At 60.3% G+C, this 25568-nt stretch carries 25 protein-coding genes and 4 pseudogenes; 9 read left to right on the top strand and 20 right to left on the bottom strand.

Translation table 11 applies throughout. The features are described from left to right. Positions 1-73: 73 nt before the first annotated feature. Entirely contained in the window at positions 74-430 is a 357-nt protein-coding gene (gene rctB / locus AB4Z52_RS21050) for an SMa0974 family conjugal transfer regulator (protein ID WP_442219862.1), read from the top strand. Between the two features lie 30 nt (positions 431-460). Here rctB and AB4Z52_RS21045 read toward each other — a convergent pair whose 3' ends face one another. Genes AB4Z52_RS21045 through traA form a run of 3 tightly spaced genes read right to left on the bottom strand, consistent with a single transcriptional unit; the run spans position 461 to position 6164 of the window. Further along, positions 461-1228 carry a zeta toxin family protein gene (locus AB4Z52_RS21045; RefSeq protein ID WP_442219861.1) on the bottom strand — a complete coding sequence of 256 codons (768 nt, stop codon included), beginning with the start codon at positions 1226-1228 and terminating at the stop codon, positions 461-463. 2 nt (positions 1229-1230) lie between these two features. Then, positions 1231-1500 carry a hypothetical protein gene (locus AB4Z52_RS21040; RefSeq protein ID WP_442219860.1) on the bottom strand — a complete coding sequence of 90 codons (270 nt, stop codon included), beginning with the start codon at positions 1498-1500 and terminating at the stop codon, positions 1231-1233. 29 nt (positions 1501-1529) lie between these two features. Beyond that, entirely contained in the window at positions 1530-6164 is a 4635-nt protein-coding gene (gene traA / locus AB4Z52_RS21035) for a Ti-type conjugative transfer relaxase TraA (protein WP_442219859.1), read from the bottom strand. Positions 6165-6386: 222 nt separating this feature from the next. On the opposite strand from traA, the gene AB4Z52_RS21030 reads away from it, so the two are divergent. From AB4Z52_RS21030 to AB4Z52_RS21000, 7 genes are all read left to right on the top strand, one after another. Then, positions 6387-6674, top strand: a complete 288-nt coding sequence (locus tag AB4Z52_RS21030; RefSeq protein ID WP_442219858.1) for a TraC family protein — start codon at positions 6387-6389, stop codon at positions 6672-6674. After that, complete coding sequence (locus AB4Z52_RS21025) at positions 6664-6900, top strand: conjugal transfer protein TraD (RefSeq protein ID WP_442219857.1); 237 nt, start codon at positions 6664-6666, stop codon at positions 6898-6900. The genes AB4Z52_RS21030 and AB4Z52_RS21025 overlap by 11 nt, the downstream gene beginning before the upstream one ends. Then, positions 6894-8813: a Ti-type conjugative transfer system protein TraG gene (traG, locus tag AB4Z52_RS21020; RefSeq protein ID WP_442219856.1), complete on the top strand. Its 1920-nt coding sequence runs from the start codon at positions 6894-6896 to the stop codon at positions 8811-8813. Before AB4Z52_RS21025 ends, traG begins: the two co-directional genes overlap by 7 nt. A 399-nt stretch (positions 8814-9212) precedes the next feature. Beyond that, positions 9213-9473: an antitoxin gene (locus tag AB4Z52_RS21015; protein WP_442219855.1), complete on the top strand. Its 261-nt coding sequence runs from the start codon at positions 9213-9215 to the stop codon at positions 9471-9473. Continuing rightward, a complete protein-coding gene (locus AB4Z52_RS21010; protein ID WP_442219854.1) occupies positions 9470-9880 on the top strand; it encodes a type II toxin-antitoxin system VapC family toxin in 411 nt (136 codons plus the stop codon). The genes AB4Z52_RS21015 and AB4Z52_RS21010 overlap by 4 nt, the downstream gene beginning before the upstream one ends. 340 nt (positions 9881-10220) lie before the next feature. Continuing rightward, a complete protein-coding gene (locus AB4Z52_RS21005; protein ID WP_442219939.1) occupies positions 10221-10478 on the top strand; it encodes a ribbon-helix-helix domain-containing protein in 258 nt (85 codons plus the stop codon). 540 nt (positions 10479-11018) lie between these two features. Further along, positions 11019-12209: a DUF1173 domain-containing protein gene (locus AB4Z52_RS21000; RefSeq protein ID WP_442219853.1), complete on the top strand. Its 1191-nt coding sequence runs from the start codon at positions 11019-11021 to the stop codon at positions 12207-12209. Positions 12210-12319: 110 nt separating this feature from the next. On the opposite strand, the pseudogene AB4Z52_RS20995 reads toward AB4Z52_RS21000, so the two are convergent. The 16 genes and pseudogenes from AB4Z52_RS20995 to AB4Z52_RS20920 form a co-directional block, all read right to left on the bottom strand. Then, positions 12320-12588: pseudogene (locus AB4Z52_RS20995) on the bottom strand (DUF932 domain-containing protein); the annotation flags it as partial. A 179-nt stretch (positions 12589-12767) separates the two neighbouring features. Further along, the gene (locus tag AB4Z52_RS20990; protein ID WP_442219852.1) at positions 12768-13391 is read right to left on the bottom strand and encodes a plasmid pRiA4b ORF-3 family protein; all 624 of its coding nucleotides are present in this window, start codon (positions 13389-13391) and stop codon (positions 12768-12770) included. Between the two features lie 484 nt (positions 13392-13875). Next, positions 13876-14236: pseudogene (locus AB4Z52_RS20985) on the bottom strand (ParB/Srx family N-terminal domain-containing protein); the annotation flags it as partial. Positions 14237-14389: 153 nt separating this feature from the next. Further along, positions 14390-15418, bottom strand: coding sequence for a P-type DNA transfer ATPase VirB11 (gene virB11, locus AB4Z52_RS20980; protein ID WP_442219851.1), 1029 nt, complete (start codon positions 15416-15418; stop codon positions 14390-14392). Between the two features lie 8 nt (positions 15419-15426). Next, on the bottom strand, positions 15427-16602 hold the full coding sequence (gene virB10 / locus AB4Z52_RS20975; protein WP_442219850.1) for a type IV secretion system protein VirB10: 1176 nt from the start codon (positions 16600-16602) through the stop codon (positions 15427-15429). Positions 16603-16610: 8 nt separating this feature from the next. Beyond that, complete coding sequence (gene virB9, locus AB4Z52_RS20970) at positions 16611-17468, bottom strand: P-type conjugative transfer protein VirB9 (protein WP_442219849.1); 858 nt, start codon at positions 17466-17468, stop codon at positions 16611-16613. Continuing rightward, entirely contained in the window at positions 17465-18136 is a 672-nt protein-coding gene (locus AB4Z52_RS20965) for a virB8 family protein (protein WP_442219848.1), read from the bottom strand. Before AB4Z52_RS20965 ends, virB9 begins: the two co-directional genes overlap by 4 nt. Before the next feature lies 1 nt (position 18137). After that, positions 18138-18422, bottom strand: a complete 285-nt coding sequence (locus tag AB4Z52_RS20960; protein WP_442219847.1) for a hypothetical protein — start codon at positions 18420-18422, stop codon at positions 18138-18140. A 39-nt stretch (positions 18423-18461) separates the two neighbouring features. Further along, the gene (locus tag AB4Z52_RS20955) at positions 18462-19394 is read right to left on the bottom strand and encodes a type IV secretion system protein (protein WP_442219846.1); all 933 of its coding nucleotides are present in this window, start codon (positions 19392-19394) and stop codon (positions 18462-18464) included. Between the two features lie 3 nt (positions 19395-19397). Further along, positions 19398-19632: pseudogene (locus tag AB4Z52_RS20950) on the bottom strand (EexN family lipoprotein). Next, entirely contained in the window at positions 19629-20330 is a 702-nt protein-coding gene (gene virB5, locus AB4Z52_RS20945) for a P-type DNA transfer protein VirB5 (RefSeq protein ID WP_442219845.1), read from the bottom strand. Before virB5 ends, AB4Z52_RS20950 begins: the two are co-directional and overlap by 4 nt. Then, positions 20327-22693 (bottom strand): VirB4 family type IV secretion/conjugal transfer ATPase, encoded by a 2367-nt coding sequence (locus AB4Z52_RS20940; RefSeq protein WP_442219844.1) that lies wholly within the window; start codon positions 22691-22693, stop codon positions 20327-20329. The genes virB5 and AB4Z52_RS20940 overlap by 4 nt, the downstream gene beginning before the upstream one ends. Next, a complete protein-coding gene (locus tag AB4Z52_RS20935; protein ID WP_442219843.1) occupies positions 22686-23024 on the bottom strand; it encodes a type IV secretion system protein VirB3 in 339 nt (112 codons plus the stop codon). Before AB4Z52_RS20935 ends, AB4Z52_RS20940 begins: the two co-directional genes overlap by 8 nt. A 5-nt stretch (positions 23025-23029) precedes the next feature. Then, entirely contained in the window at positions 23030-23329 is a 300-nt protein-coding gene (locus tag AB4Z52_RS20930; RefSeq protein WP_442219842.1) for a TrbC/VirB2 family protein, read from the bottom strand. Further along, positions 23326-23991, bottom strand: a complete 666-nt coding sequence (locus AB4Z52_RS20925; protein ID WP_442219841.1) for a lytic transglycosylase domain-containing protein — start codon at positions 23989-23991, stop codon at positions 23326-23328. The genes AB4Z52_RS20930 and AB4Z52_RS20925 overlap by 4 nt, the downstream gene beginning before the upstream one ends. Before the next feature lie 3 nt (positions 23992-23994). Further along, the gene (locus AB4Z52_RS20920) at positions 23995-24534 is read right to left on the bottom strand and encodes a hypothetical protein (RefSeq protein ID WP_442219840.1); all 540 of its coding nucleotides are present in this window, start codon (positions 24532-24534) and stop codon (positions 23995-23997) included. 95 nt (positions 24535-24629) lie between these two features. Between AB4Z52_RS20920 and AB4Z52_RS20915 the strand changes: the two genes are divergently transcribed. Continuing rightward, positions 24630-24983 carry a MarR family transcriptional regulator gene (locus AB4Z52_RS20915; protein ID WP_442219839.1) on the top strand — a complete coding sequence of 118 codons (354 nt, stop codon included), beginning with the start codon at positions 24630-24632 and terminating at the stop codon, positions 24981-24983. Between the two features lie 179 nt (positions 24984-25162). Here AB4Z52_RS20915 and AB4Z52_RS20910 read toward each other — a convergent pair. Then, positions 25163-25333 (bottom strand): annotated as a pseudogene (locus AB4Z52_RS20910) (DUF736 family protein); the annotation flags it as partial. Positions 25334-25568: the final 235 nt, after the last annotated feature.

Below are 25568 nucleotides of genomic sequence, written 5' to 3'. Positions count from 1 at the left end.
ATGAACTCGAACTCTCTGCGACCCACTGGATCCGTGTACCGCAAAGCAGCGGCGTGGCTGGAAAGGAATTCAAATGCACCAATATGTTAGCGAGGCTTTCGTTGCCATCGCGCACCCGCCCTCAATTGCCGAGAAAATCTGCATGCATATCCGGGATTTCTTCGGACCTATCATCAACGACGGAGCTGACAGACTTCTGGACTTTGATGAGGGACGCGCGATCATACGGTCCACCGAGGATGGTTTGCTCTTTCGGGCTTCCGCCCTTGACCTTGTAACGTTCTATGGGATTCGAACGTTACTTGAGGGCGCCCTACTGAAATTCACCCCCGTCTCCGCGAGAGCCATCGAGTGGCTCCCTGCTGACGGGATTCCATTCCGAGGATTCGGCAAATGCTCTCCCAACGACGACAGGATGCAATGCTCATAGGCTGGTGAGGTCGTAAGCGCGAGCCTGATACTACCGCCGGATCTCGAGCTGGGTACCGCGCGCAAGATCGCTACTTTGGCGGCGCGATCTATCTTGGGCTGCCCTCGTGCGCTCGTGGACATGACGGAAGGTGACGCCCTGCTCCGGACTGATCGCCAATGAGGCCAACCTGGCTGGGTTGCCGTCCCGCAGGTCGGCCTTGTCGGCCGGCGACAGGCGCCTTCCAATTGCACTCGATAGGCCCTCAAGCGGCTCCGCCTTCAAACGACGGACCTGCTCATGGTCTTCAGCCGCCAGCACTTCCGACAGCCCTTGTGACGGATATGGTATTTCCAGTCTTTGCCTTGCCTGTTCCTCTCGATGCTGCATCGCGATCTGATGCCGCTCGAACGAAGGGGTCCAGCGCATCGGTATGGTTCTGAATGGTCGTCCCCGCCCGTGACAATGACTCTTCTCACTGCCGGTGTCGCGGCGTTGCGTGAGCAGAAAGTTTGCGTCTTCGGCGGCGCGCGTCCTCACCGCAGCAATGCGATCGTCCGGGGCATTTCGCTCTTCCATCCAGCTCAACACAAGATCATCGCCGACGATGCGGATCGTCGATCCCGATTGCTCAAGCTCCGCATGGCTGGCGATGAGCACCGCCGTCTTGCCGGCACCCGGCTGACCGCCGAGCAGAATAAGTCGCGGGCGGTCAACGCGCCGCATCGCCTCTGGCAGATAATCGAGCAGAATGTCATTGCGGAAAATGCTCTCGTTCCTCTCCGGCGAGAGCCGGCCGGATGCCAGCTCCTCCGTCATGGTCAGAACTCCGCCCAGAAGCGGGCCTCGTCCTGCACGCGCGGTCCCCAGACCGCGATGTGGTTTTCGGTCCCATCAAGGTCGGCGACACGGATGCTCTGCTGCAGCTCAATGAGATCGCGCCGGCGCCGGCGCAGCGCCTCAGCCGCACCAGCATTCGTGCCCTCGTGTTCATAGATGCGCGCGATGACGATAACGCGCGCCTGGTTGAGGATCTCGATGGCGATCTCGACGCGGACGATCGCGTCGTAGGATGTTTCCTGTTCTGCCATGTGCTTTTCCTTTCGTTTCTCAAAAATGACTATCGGGTGAGACCGCGAGCGCGATCAATGGCACGCCGCTGGCGTTCCGAAATGATCTCCTGGCTGCTCTGCGCCCGCACCGCTTGCTGCAGCACCTGCAGGCGCTCCCGCATCGCCTCGAAGGCGCGGCGCTGTCCCGGCGATACGCGATTGGCGACATCTTTCTCACCGCGCAGGATCGCGTTTCTGCCGAAACGCTCGTCGAGCGCTCGGCTGACAGCAGCGAACTCCTGCCTAATGGGCGGATCGAGCGAGCCCGCAGCGACGGCGACCGTGGCGTCATTCACCTTTTCTTGTCTCTTTTTCACGTCGGCCGCTAGCTGTCGGAGTGCGTCCTCGGCCGCTTGCGACAAACCAGGAATGGCAACCGCCATACGCCGGCGCTCTTCTGTGACGGCGCCTGTTTCGGTATCGAGCGCGCTAACATAGGACGCACTGATCGAACGCACGCGGCTTGCGGCTTCCGGTACGGCCTGGAGCGCCTCTTTCCGTTCGCGGCCGACCGCGAGCATTTTGTCCATGATGCGATCGGATCCGCGTAACGCACCATAGGCGGCGGGATCGTTGCTGACCGCCGCGCCGATCCGCTCGCCGGCAAAGCCCTTCACGACAAGGTCTTCGATCTTGGCGACCGCGCCGGCCGGATCGCGCCAGATGCGCGTCGCGGTCTCGGCGAGCGACGTGCGATGATGTCGATAGTTCGGAATAGCCAATACCCTCTCCCGAGCCTCCTCGTCCACCGGCGTCCTGAACTCGGTCACTGCGGCGAGCATCGGCAACATGGGCACGGTCTCCTTTCCGACCTCGACGCTGGCGCCGGCAACGATCTTCGAGCGGTCCTGCCTCTCGGCCAGATGCTGTTCCTCTGCAAACCGCCGGATGACGGTGAAGAGGCGGGTGAGCTTGTCGCGGCGCTCGGGAGCAACATGCCCCGGCATGCGCTCGCTCATGTTGCGCTCAGCAACCGCATCCGCCTTCGCGGTGAAGGCGCTCCAGCCGAAGCGTGCGGTCAAGGCATCGTTGACGGCTTTGACCTCCTGGACCAGTAGACGGTCCTCGACAGCAAAGGTGAAGGCAGTCTTGTACGCATCGTCTCCGCCCCTGTCCCGGACCGCCTCGATTTCAACGAGACGCGCCATTGCCGGTTTCGAGAGCGCGGGGATCGACAGGGACATGTGGGCGCGGCGTTGCTCTTCACGGATGCCGAAGCGCTCGGCCTGCAGACGAAACTCGGTCGCATGGGAGCGAGCGAGCGGCAACATTTCCGGCAGAGCGGCTGCGGCCGCATTGCGCTCGTCGCGTGCCGCACGGCCATCGACCATCCTGTCGGATCCGCGTAGTCGGCCGAGCCGCTCTGGCTCGGCAGCAAGATCGCCAGCAAGCTTTCGGGGCCTGACGGCGGCATCCGACGCCAGCGCGTTCAGGCGGACAAGCGCGTGATCCGGATCGCGATAGATTTTCTCCAGCAGCGGCCGCAGGATCGCTTCTCGCTCCTTCCACCGTTCTGAAGCGAGTTGCGCGCGGCGCCCATCCTCCTCGACACTGCGGGCGAACATGATGGTGGGCGGGATCAGATATTTCCCGCCGGCCGCGACTTCTGCTGCGAGAGTTTCGCTCTGAGCCTCGTTGTAAGAAGCGCGCCGTTCCCGCTCGATCACAAATCCGAGCGCCACGCTCGCCCTCTCCCAAAGCTTCGCCACCTGCTCGCGCTTCTCGGCAACCCACGCCAGCCGCCGCGAAACGCCCTCCTCCATTCCGGCCGCGGCTTGAGCGAGATTGTCGATCCCCCGCCGCCGCGCGAAATCTTGTGCATGCGCCCGGTAACCGGCCTCGCTCTCGAAATCGAGTGTGGTGGTCTTGGCGCCGGAGCGCGACAGGCGCTCGACTAGTTGCTTGAACAGCTCCGGCCGATGACTTTCTCGCTCGATCCGTTCCTGTCGGGCATCCGCGGTTTCGATCTGCTTGGCGGTCCAGACGTTGCGCTCGACCTCCTTTTCCTCGAACCGTTTCTGCCCGGTATTCTCATCGACAACAGGAACCTGGACCTTGACCCGCTCGACGCCGTCCTTGCGCAGAGTGACCGTGTCGCCCACGGAGACGCCGACATCCTCAAGCGCCTTCGGCAGGCTCACGCCCCAGAGGCGATGGAGGCTGCCATCGTCGGTCCTCACATCGGCATAAGGGCTTTCCTTGGCATCCTCGTCCTGCGGCCGGAACTTCGCCTCGCCTGTTTCCACCAGCTCGCCGATAACGCCAGCCGCATGATCGACACGCGGCTTCCGCCCCCATTCCGGCTTCACCTCGAAGTCTTCCTTCGCCGCATAGAGATCGGCGCGGTCGCGATGACGGGTCATCGACACATAAGTCAGATGCTGATCCATCATGCCGGTGGCAAGTACGAAGGTCCTGTCGACGGTGGCGCCCTGCGACTTGTGGATGGTCGCGGCGTAACCGTGGTCGACATTGCGATAGCTATCCTCGCTGATGACGACATCGCGGCCGTTATCGAGACGCACGGAGAGTAATGTGTCGCCGCGTTTGTCGCCGGTGGCAACAATCGTGCCGAGCATGCCGTTCTTCACGTATTGAGGACCGAGACGCCTTGCCCGCGGTTCAACAATGCGAGCGTTTTCGAGGAAGATGATGCGGTCGCCGGCGGCAAATTCCCGCTCTCCGCGTTCCGTCCGAAAGGCGCGACGGTCGCCGAGCGCGCCCTCGCCGATCATCACTGCGCGCAGCGCCTCGTTCAGCCGCTTCACGGCATCATTGGTGTGGGCGAGCACGAGGAGTTCGTCTCCGCGAAGACGGCCGTCCTTGCCTTCAGCGACGGACGTCTCGATCGCCGTTTTGCGTGCCCCTGTCCAATCGGCCACGATCCGGCCGACGATTTCCTCGCGCGTTTCCGCCTCAGCGAGGCGGCCGTGCTGGGCATAGGCGTCGAGTCCTTTCTCGACCTCGCCGCGGGCGAAGAGCCGTGAGACATCGCGTGCCCATTCTTCGCGCTGGCGGCGCACGCCGGCGAGCTCCGCAAAGCCGATGCGCTGGCTGATCGCGCGGAATGCCGCACCAGCCTGGATGGGCTGTAGCTGCATCGCGTCGCCGACCAGGACGACCTTCGCCCTCGCATTGTCGACGACCTTGAGGACGCGGCCCATCTGCTGCGACGACACCATACCGGCCTCGTCGATGACAAGTACATCGCCGCGGCCCAACTGTTCGCGCCCGCCGGCCCACGCCAGTTCCCAAGACGCCAGCGTACGCGACCTGATGCCGGAACTGTCCTCCAACCCCTCCGCCGCCTTGCCTGCAAGTGCTGCGCCGATCACCCTGCGACATTTCCCCTCCCAGGCCACACGAGCGGCTGCGAGAAGCGTCGACTTGCCCGCGCCGGCAAGACCGACAACGGCCGCAATAGCATTGTCACGAGTGATATGCCTGACGGCATCGACCTGCTCGGGATCGAGACGGAAGGGTGTTTGCGGATCCTGTGTCTCGACTTGTTCGATCGCCGCAGCAACATCATCATCGGACGCAGCGAAGCCGTGCCGTTGCGATAGAACGTGTGCCACCTGCGCCATGTCGTATTCGATCCGCAGGATTTCTCGTGTAGTGAAGATCGCCGGCTCCGATACCTTCCCGCTCTCGGCTTCGATCTGCTGCGGCCTCAGCAGCACGAGCTCATCCGAAGCCATCAGCCGGGCACGGATATTGGCGAAGTCGACGGGATCGTCGACATACCGATGCAGCGCCTTGGCGATATCGCGCTCATCGAAGGTGGAGCGTTCATTGCCGAGCTGCTTCAGCAGAAGCTCGGGATCGGCCAACAGCCGGTCTGCCATCTCCTGCCGGCGCGCGAGATCGGCCGGCGCGAAATACATCTCGACGCCTTTGCGGGCGAGCGCGGCCTTCTCCGGTCCGAGGTGTTTCTGCGCGATGCCGTCGAGGCCCTGCTCGGCATAGGAGCGGCCATCGAGACGGATCTCATGGCCGGCAAGCGCCAGATGGCGATTGGCTGTTTCCGCCCAGGCGATTTTCCACCCCTTCATCATTTCCGTGTCGCCGGCCCACAGCTTGTAGACGATCTTGCCATTCGGGCGATCTGGCGTGACGACACGCAATGGTTCGCCGCCCTCGCCGAGGATGGGCACCTTTTTCGGTCCGAAGCCCTCCTCCGTCAGAGGCCTGAGCGTCGTCATCAGATGGATGTGAGGATTGCCGTCCTTGTCATGGAATACCCAGTCGGCAACCATGCCCTTCGATGTCAGATTGTTCTGGACGAATTCCCGCACCAGCGAGATGCTTTCCGCGCGCGTCAGCTCTTCCGGCAGGGCAATGATCAACTCGCGGGCAAGCTGCGCGTCGGACCGCTTCTCGAAGGCGTCGACCGCGTTCCAGTGTATCTCGCTGGCGCCGGCGCCGGTTTTTCCGGCGATCGCGCTCTTCAGCCAGGCGGGGATATCCTCGGGCAGCGCCAGCTCCTCATGTACGAGCTCCGACGCTCCGCCCCGATAGCTGAAGGATGTGCCGGCCTGCTCGTCCATCATCCGGGCGCGATGGCGGTAGGCGGCGGCCGAGACAATGCTGCGTCCCGCCCCCCTGCTGATCACCTGTGCTCTGACGAACATGATCGCCACTGTCGTCTCCACATCATCCAAGCACGTCGCGACAGCGACGTATATTGCGCCCTCAAACCCATCGGGCCGCACGGCCGATGCCGCTTTTCCAGACCACGGCCACGGCTAAGATTTCCGGTTGCGACCTTTTGGGGTGATTGCAATCTAACCTATTTTACTATCTTATTCTAGTCAGTATAATGAAGCTGTCTTCAATCAACTAGCGCAGGAATGGAACCAGGAATGGCCGTAAAATCATCGCTGTCTGATTTGGATGCCCAGATCGAGAAGCTCCGCGAACGCAGGAAAATCTTGGTAGTTAAATCTGCAGAGCGCTATGCCAGAGCCGCCACCAAGTCGGGGCTGGCAGAAATGGAGATCACGGACGAGGAGGTGGACGGGATCTTCGAAGAGCTTGCCGCGCGATTTCGCAAAGAGGAGAAGATGGGGCCAGGTGGCGCAGCTGCTCAAACCCGTCGACCATCAAATAGTGGCGCTGGAACGCCGGAGGCGGTTTCAAATGACGGCTGAGCGGAAACAAGAGGCCCGCGAGAAATTCCTGCTCGGCGGCATTGTCGTTAAAGCAGGCCTGTCGAAGGCCGATCGGGCGTTCCTGCTCGGCGGCCTGCTCGAGCTGGCGAGAGTGGCAGCAGGCTCGCCGGATCATCGGCGGTTGCACGATATCGGCGAAAAGGCGTTCAAGGCGCCTTCGCTAAATGGTTCAGTCGCGCGGCCAGAGGAGATGGCGGAATGGTAGTGAAGGGAAAATTGCACCCAAGCCTGTTGCTCACCCTCATGCCGATCGCTGTGACCGTGATCACCGTCTACATCACCGGGTGGCGGTGGACGGGGTTGGCCACCGGCATGTCGGGCAAGACGGAATATTGGTTCCTGCGCGCGGCTCCCGCGCCAGCACTTCTGTTTGGACCGCTCTTCGGGCTATTGACCGTTTGGGCCTTACCGCTCCATCGCCGCAGGCCGGTCGCTGTCACAAGCCTGTTGTGCTTCCTTGGTGTCGCCGGCTTCCATGGCCTGCGAGAATATGGGCGACTTGCTCCGTCCGTTGAGCGGGGCGTCGTCACGTGGGACCATGCCCTCTCCTATCTGGACATCGTGGCGGTGATTGGTGTGCTCTGCGGCTTCATGGCCGTCGCGGTATCGGCTCGCATATCCACCGTCGTTCCCGAGCGGGTCAAGCGTGCGCAGCGCGCAACCTTCGGCGACGCGGACTGGCTTTCGATGTCGGCGGCGGGGAAGCTCTTTCCGGCGGATGGTGAGATCGTCGTCGGAGAGCGCTACCGCGTCGATAAGCAGATCGTCCATGAGCTACCCTTCGACCCGAACGAATCTTCGACTTGGGGGCAAGGCGGCAAGGCCCCGCTGCTCACCTACGGCCAAGATTTCGATTCCACCCATATGCTCTTCTTCGCCGGATCAGGTGGATACAAGACGACCAGCAACGTCGTGCCGACGGCGCTGCGCTATACGGGACCGCTGATCTGCCTCGACCCTTCGACCGAAGTCGCGCCGATGGTGGTCGAACATCGCACCAGCGTTCTGAAGCGAGAGGTCATGGTGCTCGACCCGACGAACCCGATCATGGGCTTCAACGTGTTGGACGGGATCGAGGCATCGAAGCAGAAGGAAGAGGACATCGTCGGTGTCGCCCATATGCTGTTGTCCGAGAGCATGCGTTTCGAAAGCTCGACCGGTTCCTACTTCCAGAGCCAGGCGCACAATCTTCTGACGGGGCTGCTGGCCCATGTCATGCTGTCGCCGGAATATGCCGGACGGCAAAACTTGCGCAGCCTGCGGCAGATCGTTTCCGAGCCGGAGCCGTCGGTGCTTGCCATGCTTCGCGACATTCAGGAGAACTCGCAATCGGCCTTCATCCGCGAAACCTTGGGTGTCTTCACCAACATGACCGAGCAAACCTTCAGCGGTGTCTATTCGACGGCGTCGAAGGACACGCAATGGCTGTCACTCGACAGCTATGCCGCGCTCGTCTGCGGCAATGCCTTCAAATCGAGCGAAATCGTCACGGGAAAGAAGGACGTGTTCCTGAATATCCCGGCATCGATCCTGCGCTCCTATCCCGGCATCGGCCGGGTCATCATCGGCGCGCTGATCAATGCCATGATTCAGGCCGACGGCGCATTCGGCCGTCGGGCGCTCTTCATGCTCGATGAGGTCGACCTGTTGGGCTACATGCGCCTTCTGGAGGAAGCCCGTGATCGCGGCCGCAAGTACGGCGTCAGCATGATGCTGATGTATCAATCGGTCGGACAGCTGGAACGGCACTTCGGAAAGGATGGGGCAACATCCTGGATCGACGGCTGCGCCTTCACCTCCTATGCCGCGATCAAGGCGCTCGACACGGCCCGCAATGTTTCTGCCCAATGCGGGGAGATGACCGTTGAGGTTCAGGGTCGATCCCGCAATGTGGGCTGGGACAATAAGAGTGGTGGAAACCGAAAATCCGAGAGCGTTAACTTCCAGCGGCGGCCGCTGATCATGCCGCACGAAATCACCCAGTCGATGCGCAAAGACGAACAGATCATCATCGTGCAGGGCCATAGCCCGATCCGCTGCGGAAGGGCGATCTACTTTCGCCGAAAAGATATGGATGAGGAAGCCAAGGCGAACCGCTTCGTCAAATCAGGCCGCTGAGAGGATGTGTGATGCCAAATTTCTCTATCGATCCGGCTGGCGGTATCGCTCGAATGGATCCACCGCCCCCGGCGGCGTGATCCAGTCGACGAACAGCGTGTAGCCGACCGCGGAGGCGACGAACTGCCCAAGCTCTTTCAGATCTCGTACGCCGCAAGCTTAACCGTGGGTATTGACATCACACCGCCGCCCGTTCCGCGCAAGGGATCGTTACACCGCCAGGCGCGAAGACTGCGCAGGCAGGCCTCATGGAGCCGGGCCTCGGCGGAATAGAGTCCGGTCCCGCATGTCGGGATGCGGACCAAGAATCCAATTGTTTCGATCTGTGGTTCCGAACTTGTCTGCACCGATCTTATGGCGTATATACTTATACGTATATACATGAAGGAGGCGCTACCAATGCCCCAATATGCGCGCGTGTTTCAATCGGGTAACTCGCAGGCCATTCGACTGCCAAAGGAGTTCCGCTTCGATGTCGATCAGGTGGAAGTGACACGGGAAGGCGATGCGGTCATTCTGCGCCCGCGCGTCGATCACCGGGAGCGCTGGGCTTCTTTGCGAACCGCACTTCAACGGGGCGTCAGCGAGGACTTCATGGTCGACGGACGTCAACAACCGAAGGACCAGGACCGGCCCGAACTTGAGAACCTTTTCAAGTGATCACCCATCTTCTCGATACGAATGCGGTGATCGCGTTGCTTGGCCGCAAATCCGGGGCGCTCGCCGAACGGATTATGGAAAGCGATGAAGGATCGATCGGCCTCTCGGCGATTGTCGCATACGAGTTGTATTTCGGGGCCTACAAGAGTGCCAAGGTTTCCTTTAATCTTGAGACCTTGCGGCTCGTCATGGCTGATTTTCCACTCGTCGGCTTCGAGCGCGAGGACGCCCAGCTTTCCGGAGAGATTCGCGCCGACCTTGCGGGCAAGGGAACGCCGATCGGTCCCTACGATGTGTTGATCGCGGGGCAGGCCAAGGCACGGGATCTGATCTTGGTCACCAACAACGTTGCAGAGTTTTTCCGGGTCGACGGGCTTCGCGTGGAAGACTGGACGGTCCCGCGTTGACAAGCGTCCGGCGCGCTCGTGCTGCCACGAGGCTTTAACAGGCCTTCTTGTCTCGGACCCTCGTCGCGCAGATGAAAACAGCCCGGCGATCTGCAAGGCCGGGCTGGAGGGCGGCGTAACCTGACGGTGCTGCCCCATTCAGGCGGCTGACTACCGTTCAGGAGCTGGTCGACCACGTCGTCTGGGAGAGATCGTGAGCCTGCCGCAGCCCACCGTATCGGATCGGATCGGATCGGATCCGATCGGCGTGATGCTCGCAGAGAACACCAATGTCAAATATTGACATTGCCACCCGCATACGGACCAATTTACAGAAGAATCTGACAAGGAGGGCGCGGTCATCACCAGCAGCCTGCATGTAAGTTTGCCCGATGAAATGCGCGCGTTCGTCGATATGCGCGCCAATGGGAAGAACCCGTACACAACTCCGAGCGAATATGTGCGCGCCCTTATTCGCGAGGACATGGCACGCGAAGAAGACCGCCGGTATGCGGTCCGTTCTCTTTTGCGAGCGGAAGAGGAGTTTCGTAGCGGAGAGATGCTGCCCCTGTCGGCTCTGGATGCAGTCGATGCGGAACTGGATGAAGAACTGCGCTAGTGGCGCCTCGCGTCTTCATCCTGCCGATTCCGCGACGTCGCCGATGAGGTGCGGCGTTTCCTGAACGAACCCCAGTCCAGACCGGCCCAACCCAAATTGACATTCTCCCGCAGGGCAACGGTTGGCGACATCGCCAACGACCCAGCGATTGCCGAACAGCTGCCGGCGGAGAGGTGATCGGAACAAAGAACCTCACTTTCCAGGCAATCATTTCGGAGAACAGACCGATTGCTCGAAGCCTGTCGCGCATGCCGTCAGTTGAGCGGCTCACGGAACTTTCGGGGATGGTCGAACATGTTAGGAACTCCTTGGCGGCCCGCCGAAAGCCTCTCCTCCGGCCCGAACCCGCCGTCCCTCCGCCGTCCGAACTCTCCCTCTCCGCTACACCGCTCCCAGCGCCTCCCCGTCATGGCCAGCCGCCGACGGAATTGACCTCCCACCGAGCAGGCTTCACCAGCATCGTAGATTTTACTGATGATTTTAAGATAGTAAAAAGCGTGGTAGTCGCGTAGCTTGGACGAAGGACCGGGGAGAACAGAGGTGCGAATATTCACGATTGGTGATCGGGTAATCGAGGAATCCTCGCCTGAATTGCGGGCATTTCTCCCGCAGGCCTACGATCAACGGCTTCGCCCGATGTGCATTTGCAAGGAGCCGCCGGCGCCGATGTACATTGCGCAGGTCGAAGGCCAGTATCTCATCAAACGGATGCCGCTATCGGGACGCGATCACGATCCTGCCTGCCCCTCCTATGCGCCTCCCTACGAGCTTTCTGGCCTTGGCCCGTTGATCGGCAATGCGATCCAGATCGATGCCAACGGCAAGGCCGACCTGAAGCTGGATTTTTCGCTAACGAAACGCGGACCTCGCGCCGCCCCCCGCGCTCCGGCTGAATCGTCCGAACCAAGCATCCTCAGCGAGCCAAGGAAATTGTCGCTGCGGGCGATGCTGCATTATCTCTGGGAGGCGGGCGAATTGACGGAATGGCGTGCGACCTGGGCCGGCAGGCGCGGCTGGGGCCGGGTGCGAACGAGCCTTCTCAATGCGGCCGCGCAGATGACGGCAAGAGGAGCTAGCTTGGGCGAAATGCTTTTCGTGCCGGAAGTGTTTCACTCCGAGGACAAGGATGGGATCGCCGCCCGGCGCGCTGCAACGCTCAAGGGTGTGCAGGCGACCGGCTCAGGTCCACGCAAACTGTTGATGATCGTGGCCGAAGTGAAGGAGTTTTCCGCCGCGCGTAAGGGGCAGAAGATCGTGCTGCGGCACATGCCCTTTCCGCTGATGATCGAGGAGGGCGCATGCCGGCGGCTTGCTACGCGCTATGAGACGGTGCTCGAACTGTGGCGCTCGAGCGAGGCGTTCCATCTGATCATCATCGCCACCTTCGGCATCTCGGCCGCCGGCATTGCAGCGGTCGAAGAGGTCGCCCTGATGGTGGTCAACGAGAACTGGCTGCCGTTCGAGGACATTCACGAGCTGCGGCTTCTGGAAAAGCTGAGCCACCTCAAGCGAAAGAGCGTTAAAGGCTTGCGATTCAACCTGCCACGCGATGCGCCGATCGTCTCAGTGACATTGCCGGAACAGAATCCGGCTCCCGTCGCTATGTTCATCATGCCTGCAACCGCCGGAGAGGATTATGAGCAGGCGCTTTCGGACATGATTGAGGCGAGACCGGAGATCACACCCTGGGTCTGGCGGGTCGCGGAAGGCGAAATCCCGCGACTTCCTTGATCCAGAAACCGGCGGATCCTCAGGACGTTGACAGAACGCCGCAGGATCGTGCGAGGACCGAAGTCAGGCGGCGCTTTCAAGCGGCTTTCGAGCCTTGCCTTCGAGTCCGAGCGGTCCTCTTCCTTGCGGGCTACGATGCGTTCACGGGCGGCGCAAATGCCGGCGATGAAAGGCATTGGGGGGAGGATTTGGCAAAGTTCGTCAGCGCCGGGGCGGCTTCATGGGCGAAACGTTGCGCTGCGAATTTCGAGTGGCGAATGGTGATTTCCTCGAAATTTTCGGTTCCCCAAAGATTCCTGTTGGCACACACTGCCAGCAGGTAAAAGTTGGCAATTCCGAGCGTTTTTGAACCGACCTCGGAGTTCCAGGCATAGAAGCCGTCGTCGAGCCCCTGTTCGCACAGCGTCATGATGGCACGAAACTCGTCCAGCGAGCGCAGATCTTAGGTTATGCGTCAAGTGTCCTCTTAGCTGGAAGACGCTGATTATGGGAACTTTTTAGCTGTGGCCGGTATTTCGAGTGTATCTTTAGCTCCGCAGCCCCTCTCAGGTCCGTCAATCAGGCACTTTCGCGACGGAAGCGATAGTTGCCCTTTGATACGCGCATGGCCTTGGCGATCGCCTTATTGATGTCATCGAGATTGCATGTTTCCGGATGGAACTTGCGGCCTGCCCATTGCCGCATGGCTTTGTGCTCCTCATGCTCGGGATCGAGCCAGGCGTCGAGGAAGTCGACATAGCCTGACGTTCCACCAACATCTTCTGGAGGTCCGGATCGCTTGCTGGCAATGCAGCGGGGATATTTTACACCTTCCTCGCGAGGAACGCGCTCCAACCGCAGCAGATGACGCCAACTGTCTCCGAAGTCGTATTCGTAGAGGATAGTCAGGGTATTCTCGTCGCGGTCGTATGGGAAGTGAAGGTCGATCATTCTGACCTGGGTGGCCTCGAAGATATTGCTGTCGAACATACCATCCTCATCGAACTCCGGCGCACCGTAAATCAAACCGCCGATGTTAAACTGGTGTAGATGACTGTCGGTCCAGCCGAAGGCAGCCTGCAGCACTTCGTGAAGTTCAGCGAGGTTGAGCGAGATCGGCAGATCGAGGATACGGCTGATCTCGGGTTCGATGTCGAGGATACGAACCTCGGCGCGCACGATGAAGTTGTCTGGGTCAAACATATTCAGATCATGCCGGGCGCAGTGGCTGTAGGCAATGGATCAGTTACCAATTTTCGGCATGTCGGCGCGAAGAGGCCGTGGACGAGATCAGGATTTTGGTTTTTGCGGAAGAGAAACGGGCTTTAAGCCGCGATCGCGTTCGGCAAACATCAGCCAGGACCGAAAGCCCTTGCATAGCAGCAAAGAAGACAGTTTCTCGAACAGGATGTTATCTTGAGCGGAGCGCCTTCGGCGCACTCTTCTCTTTTGTATGCGAGGGGTTCCCCTCGCGCTCTCCCATTCGCCATGTGGCAAGGGTGCAGGACTTCGCCTGCACCCATCAAATAGCTTGTGGTATCGCCGCCGCATCAAGCGTTGTCCTCGCTTCGCTGCGGGAACGCTTGACCCGGACGTCTGTCTGCCTTCCTCGATATGCCCCGCAAGTATCAACCAAAGCAATGCCAGCAGTACGAACCCAACAGGACAGTTGCAGCACAGAACCTAACAGATCGACTCGCTTGACGTTCTCGGCAAGCAAATCCTCCACGTCGAGGGTGTCGCCCTTGCTCAAGATGCATGGAATGTCCGCCGTCTTCGACAGTTTTTTCTGGGTGACCAGCAGCTCCAACGCACGGTAGCGGCGCCCGCCCGCCGGAATGCGATAGATGCCGGTCTCGATGATCGGCATCGACTTCAGCGCGGACATTGAGACTGGTCAGAAGCCCGCGGCGGGCGATATCCTCGGCAAGCTCCTCAATCGAGACGCCTGCCTTGGTCTTGCGCACGTTCTGCTGGCTGAGCACGAGCTTGTTGAAGGGGATGTCGCGCCCGGCGTTTAGTGTGATTTTCTGGGTGGCCTGTGCCATGTCGTTCCTCCGTAGCGGATTGGCCGGAGCCTCTCTCCGACAACCTCAACCCGCCACGAACACCCCTTTCCCCCTCTCCCTCCGCTCCAAATCGCCGCCCTCACCGTCTCCGGCCGGCATCCACCTCGTCGTAGCCTGCACACAAAGATCTGTTCAGCCAGCATGACTGGATTGAACGTCACTGATCGCAATTGCGTCACGAAAATAAATCTCGGTCACCCGAAACCGCCCCGCGATCCGTTTGCACTGCACGATAACGTCGACCGCTATCGTCAGCATCTCACGAATGTCGTGCCGTTCGAGGTCTCCGCCGCCTTCTGACTCTTTCACCAGCAAGGTCAGCTGCTCGAAGGCGAGGCGTGCGGAATCGGCGTGGACCGTCGTAATCGAGCCCGGATGCCCAGAGTTCACATTGCGGATGTAGTAGAATGCCGTCCCGTCTCGCAACTCTTGCAGCAGGATCCGATCCGGCCGCATGCGCAAGCAAGACTCAAGCAGGTCCTTGGCACCGATCTTGGCCGTGCCCTGGCCACCTTTCGAGTAGAAGAGCCGGACATGGTTCGGCTGCGGGATCACCAGCTCCGGCGTATCCTCGATCGAGATAATCCGCTCGCTCTCCGGAATATGCCGGATCAACGCTTTGGATAGTGTCGTCTTGCCCGATCCGGTCGCACCGGAGATAACGATGTTCTTTCGCGCAAGCACCGCCTCCCTCAGAAATTGCTTGTAGGCGCCAATCCGATAGAATTCCAACAGCTTCTGGTCCGATTGTATGCCGCCCACTTCCGCCCGCGCGACGTCGGCAAACAGTCCGCTATGATCGAGATCGTCAAGGCTGAGAGAAACGGATGAGGGCTTGCGGATTGTGATGCTGACGGTCCCCTTCGTCGTTGCCGGCGGGATCACGATCTGGACGCGTTCGTCATCGGGCAAGGTCGCCGACAGGATCGGGCGGGTTTCGTCGATCGATTGATTTGAGAAACTTGCGACCGCCCGCGCAAGGCGCACTAGCCTGTCGTAGGATAGCTCCGGCATGTCGTGGGTCTGCCATCCGTCCGCCCCCTCGGTGACGACCTTCCCGGGTCGATTGACGATGACCTCATAGAGCGCCTTGTCCCGAAGAAACCGTGAGAGCGGCAGCAGCAATTCACGCACGACACCAGAGTCGGCAGCCTCGGTCATCGCAGCGCCTACTTCGTGACAAGCTTCGAGGCCGCGCTGAAGTCGCCGAGCGCGGCGCGATCGTAGATGCGGTTGCGAGGTTCGGTGACGCGAAGCCGGTAGACGGTGGAAAAATCGAGATCGCGGGCGACGAAGATGGAAACGAGCTCGCCCTGATGCTTCGTCAAGGTCGGCGGAATGTTGATCGACTGTTCGACGGCAATCGCTGCAGCCTGCTGGCCTGCGCTGGTCGTGTTCTGCGCCTCGACATCGCTATCCTGGAGCCGGCTGCTGGCGTAGGAGCTGGCGTCGCGGACGATCGACAGCAGGATGGCGCTGCCGAACCGCTCCCACCAGTGAGTGTCGATGTAGCCGTCGACACCAGCCCGACCGAGAGAATCGGTTGCCGGCGACGCCAGGGTGATGATCACCCCCGTCGGCGTCTTTGCCCGGTTCCAGAGGACGAACAGGCGTTTCTGCCCGCGGCGAAGTCCGCCGCGATATTCGCCGACGATCTGCGTGCCCTTCTCCATCAGCACAACACGGCCGTTGTCCGACAGGACGTCCCGGTTGATGACGCAGCTCGTGAACCCCGGCTGATCCGAAGAGAGCGCCGTCTCCAGCACGCAGGGAATCGAGGTCCCCATTGCGACAATGAAGTCGCGGTTGCCGAGCGTGCCAGCGCGGGATCCCTGCAACTGCGTCGGCGTCAGCATGCGATTGAAGCGCTGGTCCTCGTTCTCGCCCTGCCCGGTGAAGCTGCCAGGCGTGTTTCCGAGCGGAACATAGTTCGAGTTGGGGTCGGTATTGGCGTCATCCTGCTGTCGCCTGGCGGTCGGCGTTTTCTCAGCGCCATACGCCATGACCGGAGCGCGGCGCGCAGCATCGAGCAGCTTGTCACCGTCGGTGGGCGCCTGCTCGGTGACGACGGGTGTCGGCAGCTGGACCTCAGTTGGCGCCGTCACCGGCTGAACCGGCTCCTTCGCCGCCTCGAAATCCGATGTCTGACGAATGACGACACGTTCCGGCTGAGCGCCGTGCGAAGATTTGTTATTTCCTCGCATCGACCAGAGGGCAAAGGCGACAAACGCCACGATCGCCACAGCGACTGCGCCGCGTTTGAGGATCGGATTGTTGTCGATCCGGCGACTAGTCGACGTCTCGGCGCGCTCGCCAGGAATCTGGGTGATTTCTTCCTCGGCCATGACACCTCCTATTGCGCCGCATCGGGCTGCGCCTTGACGACGCGCTCGACCGACGGTGACGTCGTATTCGTCTCGGGATTAATGCCGACGCGATCGTAAGCCTCGTTGAAGACGCAAAGGACATCGCCACCTCTTCGCAGAATGAATTTGCGGCTGATCGCATGGACCAGCACGAGATTGCCGTCGACGGACTTCGGGACCAGGCTTTCGGCACCGTCGGAGTTTTCCATGTAAATCGCCGCCATTTCCTGATTGCCGGCAAAGGCGAAGGTGGTGACCTTGCCGTTGTCGTAGACGGCTTGCGGTTCAAGGTCCTGAGATCCTTGCGCCGAATATCGCCAGTTGCGCGGTCCGTAGGCCTCGTGAAGGGCAAGGACGCGGTCCGCCTGGCCGGCCTGCGCCGCCTGCGCCCGGGCGGCCGCGTCCAGCCTGCGTTGCTCTGCCTCATCGGCCGGATAGCGATATTTCACGTAGAAATAGGTGTTCTGTCCGGCTTCGACGGTGCCGTCGCGGACGGTCAGCTCCATCTGGTAGCTGCGGGTGGATCCGTCCCGCCGTGTGGTGACGACCGAGATATTCGTCACCGGCTGGTTCTCGCGAGGCTTCAGGAACAGTATGTTCCCGGCGGGCGCCACTTCCCATGCGACGCTATTGCCGAGGGCAACATGGGCGATTTCTTCATCGGGAGCGAACTCGATCTGCACCGACGATCTGAGCGTGCCGACGATCTTTGTGATGTTGTAAGGCTGATAGTCGACGAAGCGGACGCGGCTGTCCTGTGGCGCACTTCGCGGCGTGTCGAGGGCAAGCGCCGGCGCAGACAATCCTGTCGCTAGGGCAAAGGGAATGAGGAAATGCAGTCTCAATTGATGGCCTCCGGATCGGCGCGATAGTCGCTGACGACGAAGCCCAGAGGGTTTACCAGCCGGTCGGTGGAAGACATCGGAGCGTTGACATAGGAGAAGGTGAGCGTCGCGACCCAATGCGTGGTGCGCACATCGTCCCCGCGGCTGACGGTCCGCATGTATCGGACGGATACGACATTGGCGTTGATCAGCGAGATGGAGACGACGTTGATCCGGGCAGTCGCATTGCGGCCGTAGATGTTCTGAGGTGAATCCGGATTGCTGCCGCGATAGACGGCGGCGAAACGGGTCTGCTCCGGCTGTGTCGAGAGCAGCGCGACAGTCCGAAAGTTCTCCTCGGCCTCACTCCAGACATATCCCTCGCGGGCGCGGACATATTTGGCCGCGAAATACTTCGTCACCGCCTCGTCATAGGTGCCGGCGGTCGAGGTCAGCGCAGAGACCACATCAACGATGCCGGTCGAATTGTCGACCCGCACGACAAATGGTTCCACCGTCTTCAACGGCGTGAGGCCGGCGATGGCGAAGACGGAGACGACGGCGATGATGCTGGCAGAGATGGCGACGAACCAGGCGATGCGGGCAGAGCGCTCGACCTGCATCAGCCGATCTTGATCGAACCGGCGAGCTTTCTCGAAATAGCTTTTCAGACTATCCGTGCTCACCATGTCATTTCCCTTCGCATGGGTGATAGGAGCCGGCGAGATCGAAGTGCGCAAAGGCAGCAGGCGTGGCGGAAGCCGGTTCTTCCGCAAAGGGGGCGGCACGGCTCGTCGGATCCGCGGGAATAGCTCCCGTGGTCGACTGGTTTGCTTTTCCGTTGTTTTCCCATTGCCACATGGAGCGGTTCAGTGGCCGGCGGGAATAGCCGTCACATTTGGGCAGCGGATGAGAGATTGAACCACAGCCTGCGAGGCACACGGTCAGCAAAAGCGACAAGAGGATACGGGGCATCTAAAAATAACCTGTCCAATTTCATTGATTTCGAGGCTGTCATTCTGCCCGGTTCGGTGTCAGCCGGCGGCCGACGGCGCGGGTTCCGCGGCCGACCGCCCTGGCGGTGTGAGAGGCAGCCCAGGCGAGCGTGCTCTCGTGCGCGTCACGCGCGGCGCCATAGCCATAGGTCAGCGATGCGCCGCCGGCGGCGAGGGCGGAGGCGATGCCGGGCAATTGATAGAAGACGTAGAGGGCAGCGATGCAGATGGCGCAGAGTGCGATCGGCCGCATCAGGACATCGCTGTATCCCTCGATCGCCGTGAATGTCGTGTCGATGCAGGTGATCAGCAGCGAACCGATCGCGACGACGAGCACCTGCAGGATGACGAAGTTCACGAGCTGACCGATCCAGGATTCGGTAAAGCGGCGCGTTGACTGGAACATGGCGAGCGCGATGAAGATTGGTCCGATCGCCAGGATGATGGCAAGCGCCATCCGCGCATAGAGCGAAACGATGTAACCGATCGCGGCGACGAGAAAGCTCGCGCCGATCACCAGCATGCCACCGACGCCGGTGACGATATCGACTGGCCAGGAAGCACGAGACCAGATCTCGTAGGCGCATTTCTGACCCTTATCCAGCAGGCTGTCGAAGGTGGAGGCGCTCGGCGCGGTCCCGGAGTTCAGCGCCTGGGATATCGCGCGCGGCAGCGTGTCGAAGAAGATGTTGGTGACGTAGGTCTGGTAGTCGCTGGCGTTCCTCACAAGCATGACGATGATGGCAAGCTTCATCGCCCGGAAGGCGAATTCGAGGATCGGCTCCTGCACGGAGCCGCGCAGCACAAGGTAGCCATAGAGCACGACATAGAGCGTGAGTGCTGCCGTCAGAGGGCCACTGATCCAGTTGGCGATGTTCGAGGTGCCGGAGGAAATGAAGTTTTCCAGAGGCGCCTTGAACTGCCCGTCGACGAAGCTGAACACCTCATACATCGATCAGCCTCCGAGCGACTTGCGCATGCGCTGTAAGACGCAGCTTGCCGTCCGCGGCCTCGGCATCGCGGCATTTGGGCGTGCCGTGAAGCTCGTCTGGGTTGTTGCGGCATTCGCCGGTGATCTTCGTCAGCAGCGCCTCGTCGGCGATCAACTCGTCGACAGTGTAGACCTTCTCCGTCTGCGGGGAGCAGGCCGATAGGAACAGTACTATCGCACCGGAAGCGAACCACTTCATTTGAGCGTTGCTCCCATGGTGTCCATGCGCTGGCGCCAGTCTTCGGCCTTGCGCTGGTCATCGACTTGCACCTGGGCCTGCTGCACCATCTGCAGGCCCTGCATCCGAAGGACGTCGGTTTGCAGGAAAGCGGTTTCGGCCTGCAGGCGAGCTTGCAGATCGGCGATGTCCTTGGCATCGGCTGCACTGGAGATCTGCTGGCGGAGCTGGTCGATGCCGTCGATGCGCTTGGTGGCGGCATCATAGATCTGCTGGCCGAGGCTCATCTGCCCGGCATTCTGGTTCTGGATGCGTGAAAGCTCCTGCGCGTAGAAATCGTTCGCGCTGGTACGATAGGTAGAATTGTCCTGAAGGAATTTCGAAGCGGAGTCACCGAAGACGCCGGTGCCCGGGCCCTTGAATAGACTCTCAATGGCGTTGAAGTCCTGCGGAAGCGCTTTGCGGATCGACGGATCGTTCAGCAAACCGGCGACGTCGGCCATGTTGGTGATCTTGTTCAGTGAACCATAAAGCTGTTGTGCCTGTTGCAGCTGTTGGTTCATGGCATCGAGCTGAGACTTGAGCTGGGTGATGCTTTCGATCTGCTTGGCGATCGACGACTCGTCGATAACGGGAATGCCTTGGGCTTGGGCGATACCGAACGACGCCAGTAGCGCGGCGGTGGCCAAGAAAAGCCCTGTGCCGCCTGTGCGGATCATGCTGTCCTCCTTCGTTCCTGGAACGAGGCAAGCCAGTCCCCCCCTGGCTCGCCGAGCTCGGAGCGAATGGCGTCTGCCAGTTCTACGTTGGCCGTTCGGCCCGACAATATGGCGAGCTCGTCGTCGAAGCCGTTGAGGTTCAGCTCGGCGACAACACTGTTGTGGCCCTGCTTGACGATGAACCGCCGGCTTTCGACCGAGAGCTCGCGTGAGATCAGTTCGAATTCGCGTTCGGTCAGCTTGAAGCCGTCGACATAGTCGGCGCGGTCTCCGCGCGGATTCGGCAGGAAAATCTGTGTCGGGCACTGCTCGATGATCGTGTGAGCGATGGGTGAGACGATCGCGTCACGCGGGCTTTGGGTGGCAAACAGCATGAGGCCATTCTGCTTGCGGATCGTCTTCAGCTTGTTTTGGGCGAGATCTCGAAAACCTTCGTCCTGCAGCGCCTTCCAGAATTCGTCTATGACGATGATGATGCGGCGTCCGTCGATCAGTTGCTCGATCCGATAAAAGAGGTAGGCCATCAGCGGCGTGCGGATCTCCTCGTTGTCGAGGAAGTCGGTCATATCGTAGCCGATGAACTTGGCGCCGATCCCGATGTCGTCTGCCACGTTGTCGAAGACCCAGCCGAGCGGCCCTCCCCTCTCCCACCGTCTGAGCCGCGAGGCGATGCCTTCGGGATCGGTGTTGTTAAGGAAGGTGCGCAGGGCGCCAATTGAGCGGCGTTCGACAGGTAGGTCTGCCAGACCGTCGACGGCCGAGGCGATGTCGCGCAGCTCGGTGACGGTCAGTTCCCGCGTCGCCGCTCCCACCAACTTGCCGATCCAACGCGTGAGGAAGATCTTGTTCTGCGCTGTTAGGTCGAGCGCCTTCAGCGGCGCGCAGCCGGTCGGCACGCCGTTTCTGAGCGGCAGATGGGTGCCGCCGGCGGCACGAACAAACAGGTCGGCGCCCCTGTCCTTGTCGAAGAACACCATATGGGGATCATGCCTCTCGAGCTGCGAGAGCATGAAGTTCAAGAGGACCGTCTTGCCTGCACCCGATGGTCCGCACACGAAGGTATTGCCCAGATCGCTGTGATGGAAATTGAAATAGAACGGCGAGCCGGACGCTGTCTTCAGCATGGCAACCGCCGGTCCCCATTCGTTGCCGTCCTTCTGGCCGGTTGGATAGGAATGATAGGGCGAGAGTGCCGCAAAGTTGCGGGAGGTGATCGCTCCCGAGCGCGCCCGATAGCGCAGGTTGCCCGGCAGTTGCGCCCACCAGGCGGCCTCCAGCCCGAGATCCTCGCGGGCGACGACAGCGCCGCCGCTGGTGAGATGCGCGCGGGCCTTCGCCATATGGTCGGTCAGCTCCTTGACCGATGGCGCAAAAACCGCCAGGCCAAGATGATGCTCCCCTACGACGAAACGGTTGGACTCCAGATCGTCCATCGCCTCGCCGAGTTCCTCGATCTGGGAGGCGGCCTTGTCTCCGCTACTCACCATCTGGTTCTGTTTGCGGCCCATGATCGTACGTGCATCGGCTTTCGAGGTGAAGGCAAAGGACTGCGTCAGGATGAGCTCGAACGGAGTGGTCAGGATGCCGTCGAGCATGCCGCTACGCGTGGTTGCCGGATATTCCTTGAAACCGAACATGCCGGCATAACGCGTTTCCGCCTCGTGCCGGATTTCGACCGTCTCGCGCCCGAAGATCACCCGGTCCGAGTAGACCGCCGATGAGATTCTCCCCTCCGTCAAGGGCAAAGGCTCTCGTCGCCCGCCGGCAAGCTGGTGGAGAAACTCGCTCGGCTCGGAGAACAGGATGCCGTCCTGGTCATAAAGGGACAAGGCGCGAGGGGCGAAGCGCTTCAGCCCAGCGGTGACATCGACCACCTTGTCACGCAGGTGCTTGAGCACCGTCTCGTCCAGCTCGATACCGGATCGGCGTGCCTTACGCAGGCGGGAGAGAAGGTTGGCTGCCTTCTCGGCGGGGTCACGGCTCGGGTACCAGACGAGGGTGATATAAAGGTCGTTGCGAAACAGGTCTTCACGCACCATGCGTTCGCGATATTTGACATTGAGGCCATCGGAAAAGCGATTGGTAAAGTGTCCTTCGGGATAGTCGTTGTCACGCCGACGGATGACATGCGTCCAGAGCGCCAGTCGCTCGTCGGCGACATTGCGATAGAACGTGTTCAGGCTGCGGTGCAGGCCGTTGAGATCCAGAATATCGGCGGTTTCGAAGGAAACGCCTTCGAGCATGAGCACGGTCATCAACGCGCGGGAATCGAGCGCGATGGTCGTCTCGTCGACGTGGCGCACATAGGGGATGAAGGCTTCGGGTCCGAGTTCGCGGGACCGTAGCGTGGCGATGCTAGGCAATGCTCAGATCCCTTTCGTCGTAATGCTGGACAAGCTTCAAGGGTGAGAGCGTTGCGCCACCCCAGTAGAAGGCGTTGCGCGAGCGGCCGCGAGTCTCGATCCAGGCGAGTAGGATGCGGAACATGTTGTGGTCATGTTTGACGAGCGCCCGAAACACGAGATGGAAGACCACACCGACGAGCGCGTAGGCGATCGACCCGGCGATGATATAGAGGATGGTCGTAAGCATGATGTTGATGCCCATCGCTTCCATAGTCACGCCGGCAATCATTGCCGGGCGCGTGCAGGCCAGGAACAACGTGTCTTCTTCGAGGGTGGGGGCGCTCGCCATGGATGTCAGCCTCCGACGATCGTGTTGACCAGCTCGGTGGCACCGAAAATGCCGCCGATGCCGATGATCCAGAAACCGGCGCGACGGAGATCCATGTAGCCGAACATCCAGGCGATGCAGATGATGATTACCGCGATCACCGCCAGCAATTTGGCGATGTTGCCGGTGAGCATGGTCACGATGTTTTGCAGCACGGTCTCGATACCGGCAGACTGAGCAAGGGCCGGTTCAACCATGCAGACAACGATGGCCACCGCCATGAACGCGGGGGCGGCGAAAGGGCGGATACGGTTTTTGGAGATCATTCACTTTGCTCCGATCGATCATTATTCTGAAACACGAGCACCGCGGATCGACGTCTGGATGTGAACACATCCCACGATGCTGATTCTTCGGTTTGGGAGAGCTGTCTCGGGATGGATTGATTTACCTTATCCCGAGGTTCATCGGCGCGGGCGGCTTGGTCATCCGGCCCCGCGACGGTGAGCGAGGCGAGTTTCGGCGAGAGCCGTTTTGCTTCCCGGCGCACTTGCTCGTCATATTCGACCATCGCGCCGACGGTCGGATCATCGCGTCCATAGTAGGACTGAAACATCACATTCTCGGCCCGTGCCGGATCGGCGCCAACGCGCAAAGCGAGACGATAGTAGCCATCGAGAAGAGTCGCAGTCGCTTTGAGATTGCGGCACGGGTCAAAGGCATCCGAAACGGAGAGATTAAGTTTGCGGAGTTCCTTCAGGCCGATACCGCCAAGTCCGATTTGGATATCCTGATGATCGGCGATCAAAGACGTGGCCAGTTCGATCGCCTCGGACTTGCTGCTGGGCTGCGCGGGAAGTGGTGAGCCGCTATTGATACGGATGGCGAAGGGAAGGAACTTGCTCTCGAGGCTCACGACGCCGGCCAGCATTTCCACCTGAACCATCGGTGCGCAGCTTTGCGCTATGTCGACGAATGCTGCGGCCATGGATCAATACCACACGCGCTGCTGGCCGACGCCGTCTATGGTCACGTCGATATAATGTGGTTGCGATCGCACATCCGGGCGCGCTATCGGATAGCCCATGCATTGAAGACGGCCTCCCTCCCGTTGCCAACGCGGCGACAGGACCGAGCTCGGTTCGTTGCCGTAGTTGTCGCGATCATAGGAGCAAAGCGAATTGCTCACGCGCTGGAGGGAGGTGGAGACACAGGTTGCCTGATCTCCGCGGGGACCGTAGTCCCCCGACAGCCGATAGCCGACATCGCAATAATAGGGCTCGTAACCGGGCCGCGAACTGTGAAACCCGACACCGCTGCACGTTGGAAACGAATGTCCTTTGGCAAGCTCACTCCAGAGTTTCTGGATTGGAGGCCGGCATTCCTCATATTGGGTTGGCCCGCCGGGATTGGAGAGGCATAGTATAACCTGACATCCCCAATCATCAGCAGGGGCATTGGTGCCTGAAATGAGATAGGCTGATAACATGCACGAGATCGTAGCGAAAAAATTTAGCAGAAGGCTTTTCATGGACAGTACCCTCCGAGACAGTGACGGCCTATTGCGGAAGCAATGTCCAGCTTCAGCGTGTTATTTTACTGACGTATATAGCATAGTTAAATGACATGACAAGAGCACTTAAAACCCAGTGGCACAACCTTGCCTTCTCCGGTCTTATTCTCCACGAAATCCTTGATCATCCGCTTGAGGACGAGACTCCGCAGGCAAGGCTGAAGGAGATCGGCATGATGACGATCCTCTACACGATGACTCAGGCTTATCAGAACCTAACCCTTTCAAATATCATTGAAATTACGGAGCTTACCCGAAGTGGGGCGAAGGAGACGGTCGATCTTCTTGTCAGGCGGGGGATGCTGAAGGAAACAATGGTGAAGAATTCCATGGGCCGGGGAACAGCCCGTCAGTTCGAGATATCCGAGGAAATTCTAAAGAAGTTGAGCGCTTTCAGCGGGCAGTAAAATCCACACTTATTGTGACGTATTTTCGATAGTTAATATCGATGAGGACGAATCAGTGCTCGGTGAGAGTCCCGGTATGACGGAGGGCCACCTGCCATCGCGTGGGCGGTTCCCCTCTGGAGGTTTTGACCTTCACACCTTAAAAGCCCCGCCAATCAAGCGGGGCTTCCTGGTTCTGCTCATCGGCGCGTGTTGCGCGACCAGATGAGCTGCAAGCCTTCCTGGCCCTGGACTTCGGTCAGCGTCGCGTAGATCGGAGCGGGGAAGCTCGGATCGTCGAGCTTGACCGAGATGTAGTCGCGCTCGGTATCGCGGGCCTGCTTCTGCCACCCAGCCCCGAACTCGACGTTATGTGGAGCTCCACATAATGTCGATTATGCGAAGAGCAGGATTATGCGGAGTGTCGGTCGCTGGATCCTGCTTTTGCCGGTGTTTGCGGTGGATTTTACTCCGCATAATCCCGGAGCCTTCTGTGCGGCTGAGATGGATAGTGCGTCTTAAAATGCAGACATCTTTGGCCTATGCTGATCCCGACGATCATTTAGGCGAAAGCTGCAAAGTTGGCGGAAAAGAATGATGCTTGGG

It is taken from the genome of Rhizobium sp. 2YAF20 (genome assembly GCF_052114685.1).
Taxonomy (GTDB): Bacteria; Pseudomonadota; Alphaproteobacteria; order Rhizobiales; family Rhizobiaceae; genus Rhizobium.
This window is presented reverse-complemented; position numbering and strand designations above follow the sequence as displayed.

Excerpts from the sequence above, each read along its gene's own strand:
- AB4Z52_RS21045 (WP_442219861.1), bottom strand. The coding sequence starts at position 1,228 with ATGACGGAGGAGCTGGCATCCGGCCGGCTCTCGCCGGAGAGGAACGAG.
- virB10 (WP_442219850.1), bottom strand. The coding sequence starts at position 16,602 with ATGGCCGAGGAAGAAATCACCCAGATTCCTGGCGAGCGCGCCGAGACG.
- AB4Z52_RS20965 (WP_442219848.1), bottom strand. The coding sequence starts at position 18,136 with ATGGTGAGCACGGATAGTCTGAAAAGCTATTTCGAGAAAGCTCGCCGG.
- AB4Z52_RS21015 (WP_442219855.1), top strand. The coding sequence starts at position 9,213 with ATGCCCCAATATGCGCGCGTGTTTCAATCGGGTAACTCGCAGGCCATT.
- AB4Z52_RS20920 (WP_442219840.1), bottom strand. The coding sequence starts at position 24,534 with ATGAAAAGCCTTCTGCTAAATTTTTTCGCTACGATCTCGTGCATGTTA.
- AB4Z52_RS20915 (WP_442219839.1), top strand. The coding sequence starts at position 24,630 with ATGACAAGAGCACTTAAAACCCAGTGGCACAACCTTGCCTTCTCCGGT.
- AB4Z52_RS21040 (WP_442219860.1), bottom strand. The coding sequence starts at position 1,500 with ATGGCAGAACAGGAAACATCCTACGACGCGATCGTCCGCGTCGAGATC.
- AB4Z52_RS21030 (WP_442219858.1), top strand. The coding sequence starts at position 6,387 with ATGGCCGTAAAATCATCGCTGTCTGATTTGGATGCCCAGATCGAGAAG.
- AB4Z52_RS20930 (WP_442219842.1), bottom strand. The coding sequence starts at position 23,329 with ATGATCTCCAAAAACCGTATCCGCCCTTTCGCCGCCCCCGCGTTCATG.
- virB5 (WP_442219845.1), bottom strand. The coding sequence starts at position 20,330 with ATGATCCGCACAGGCGGCACAGGGCTTTTCTTGGCCACCGCCGCGCTA.
- AB4Z52_RS20990 (WP_442219852.1), bottom strand. The coding sequence starts at position 13,391 with ATGTTTGACCCAGACAACTTCATCGTGCGCGCCGAGGTTCGTATCCTC.
- AB4Z52_RS20960 (WP_442219847.1), bottom strand. The coding sequence starts at position 18,422 with ATGCCCCGTATCCTCTTGTCGCTTTTGCTGACCGTGTGCCTCGCAGGC.
- rctB (WP_442219862.1), top strand. The coding sequence starts at position 74 with ATGCACCAATATGTTAGCGAGGCTTTCGTTGCCATCGCGCACCCGCCC.
- traG (WP_442219856.1), top strand. The coding sequence starts at position 6,894 with ATGGTAGTGAAGGGAAAATTGCACCCAAGCCTGTTGCTCACCCTCATG.
- AB4Z52_RS20935 (WP_442219843.1), bottom strand. The coding sequence starts at position 23,024 with ATGGCGAGCGCCCCCACCCTCGAAGAAGACACGTTGTTCCTGGCCTGC.
- virB11 (WP_442219851.1), bottom strand. The coding sequence starts at position 15,418 with ATGACCGAGGCTGCCGACTCTGGTGTCGTGCGTGAATTGCTGCTGCCG.
- AB4Z52_RS21025 (WP_442219857.1), top strand. The coding sequence starts at position 6,664 with ATGACGGCTGAGCGGAAACAAGAGGCCCGCGAGAAATTCCTGCTCGGC.
- AB4Z52_RS20955 (WP_442219846.1), bottom strand. The coding sequence starts at position 19,394 with ATGTATGAGGTGTTCAGCTTCGTCGACGGGCAGTTCAAGGCGCCTCTG.
- AB4Z52_RS20925 (WP_442219841.1), bottom strand. The coding sequence starts at position 23,991 with ATGGCCGCAGCATTCGTCGACATAGCGCAAAGCTGCGCACCGATGGTT.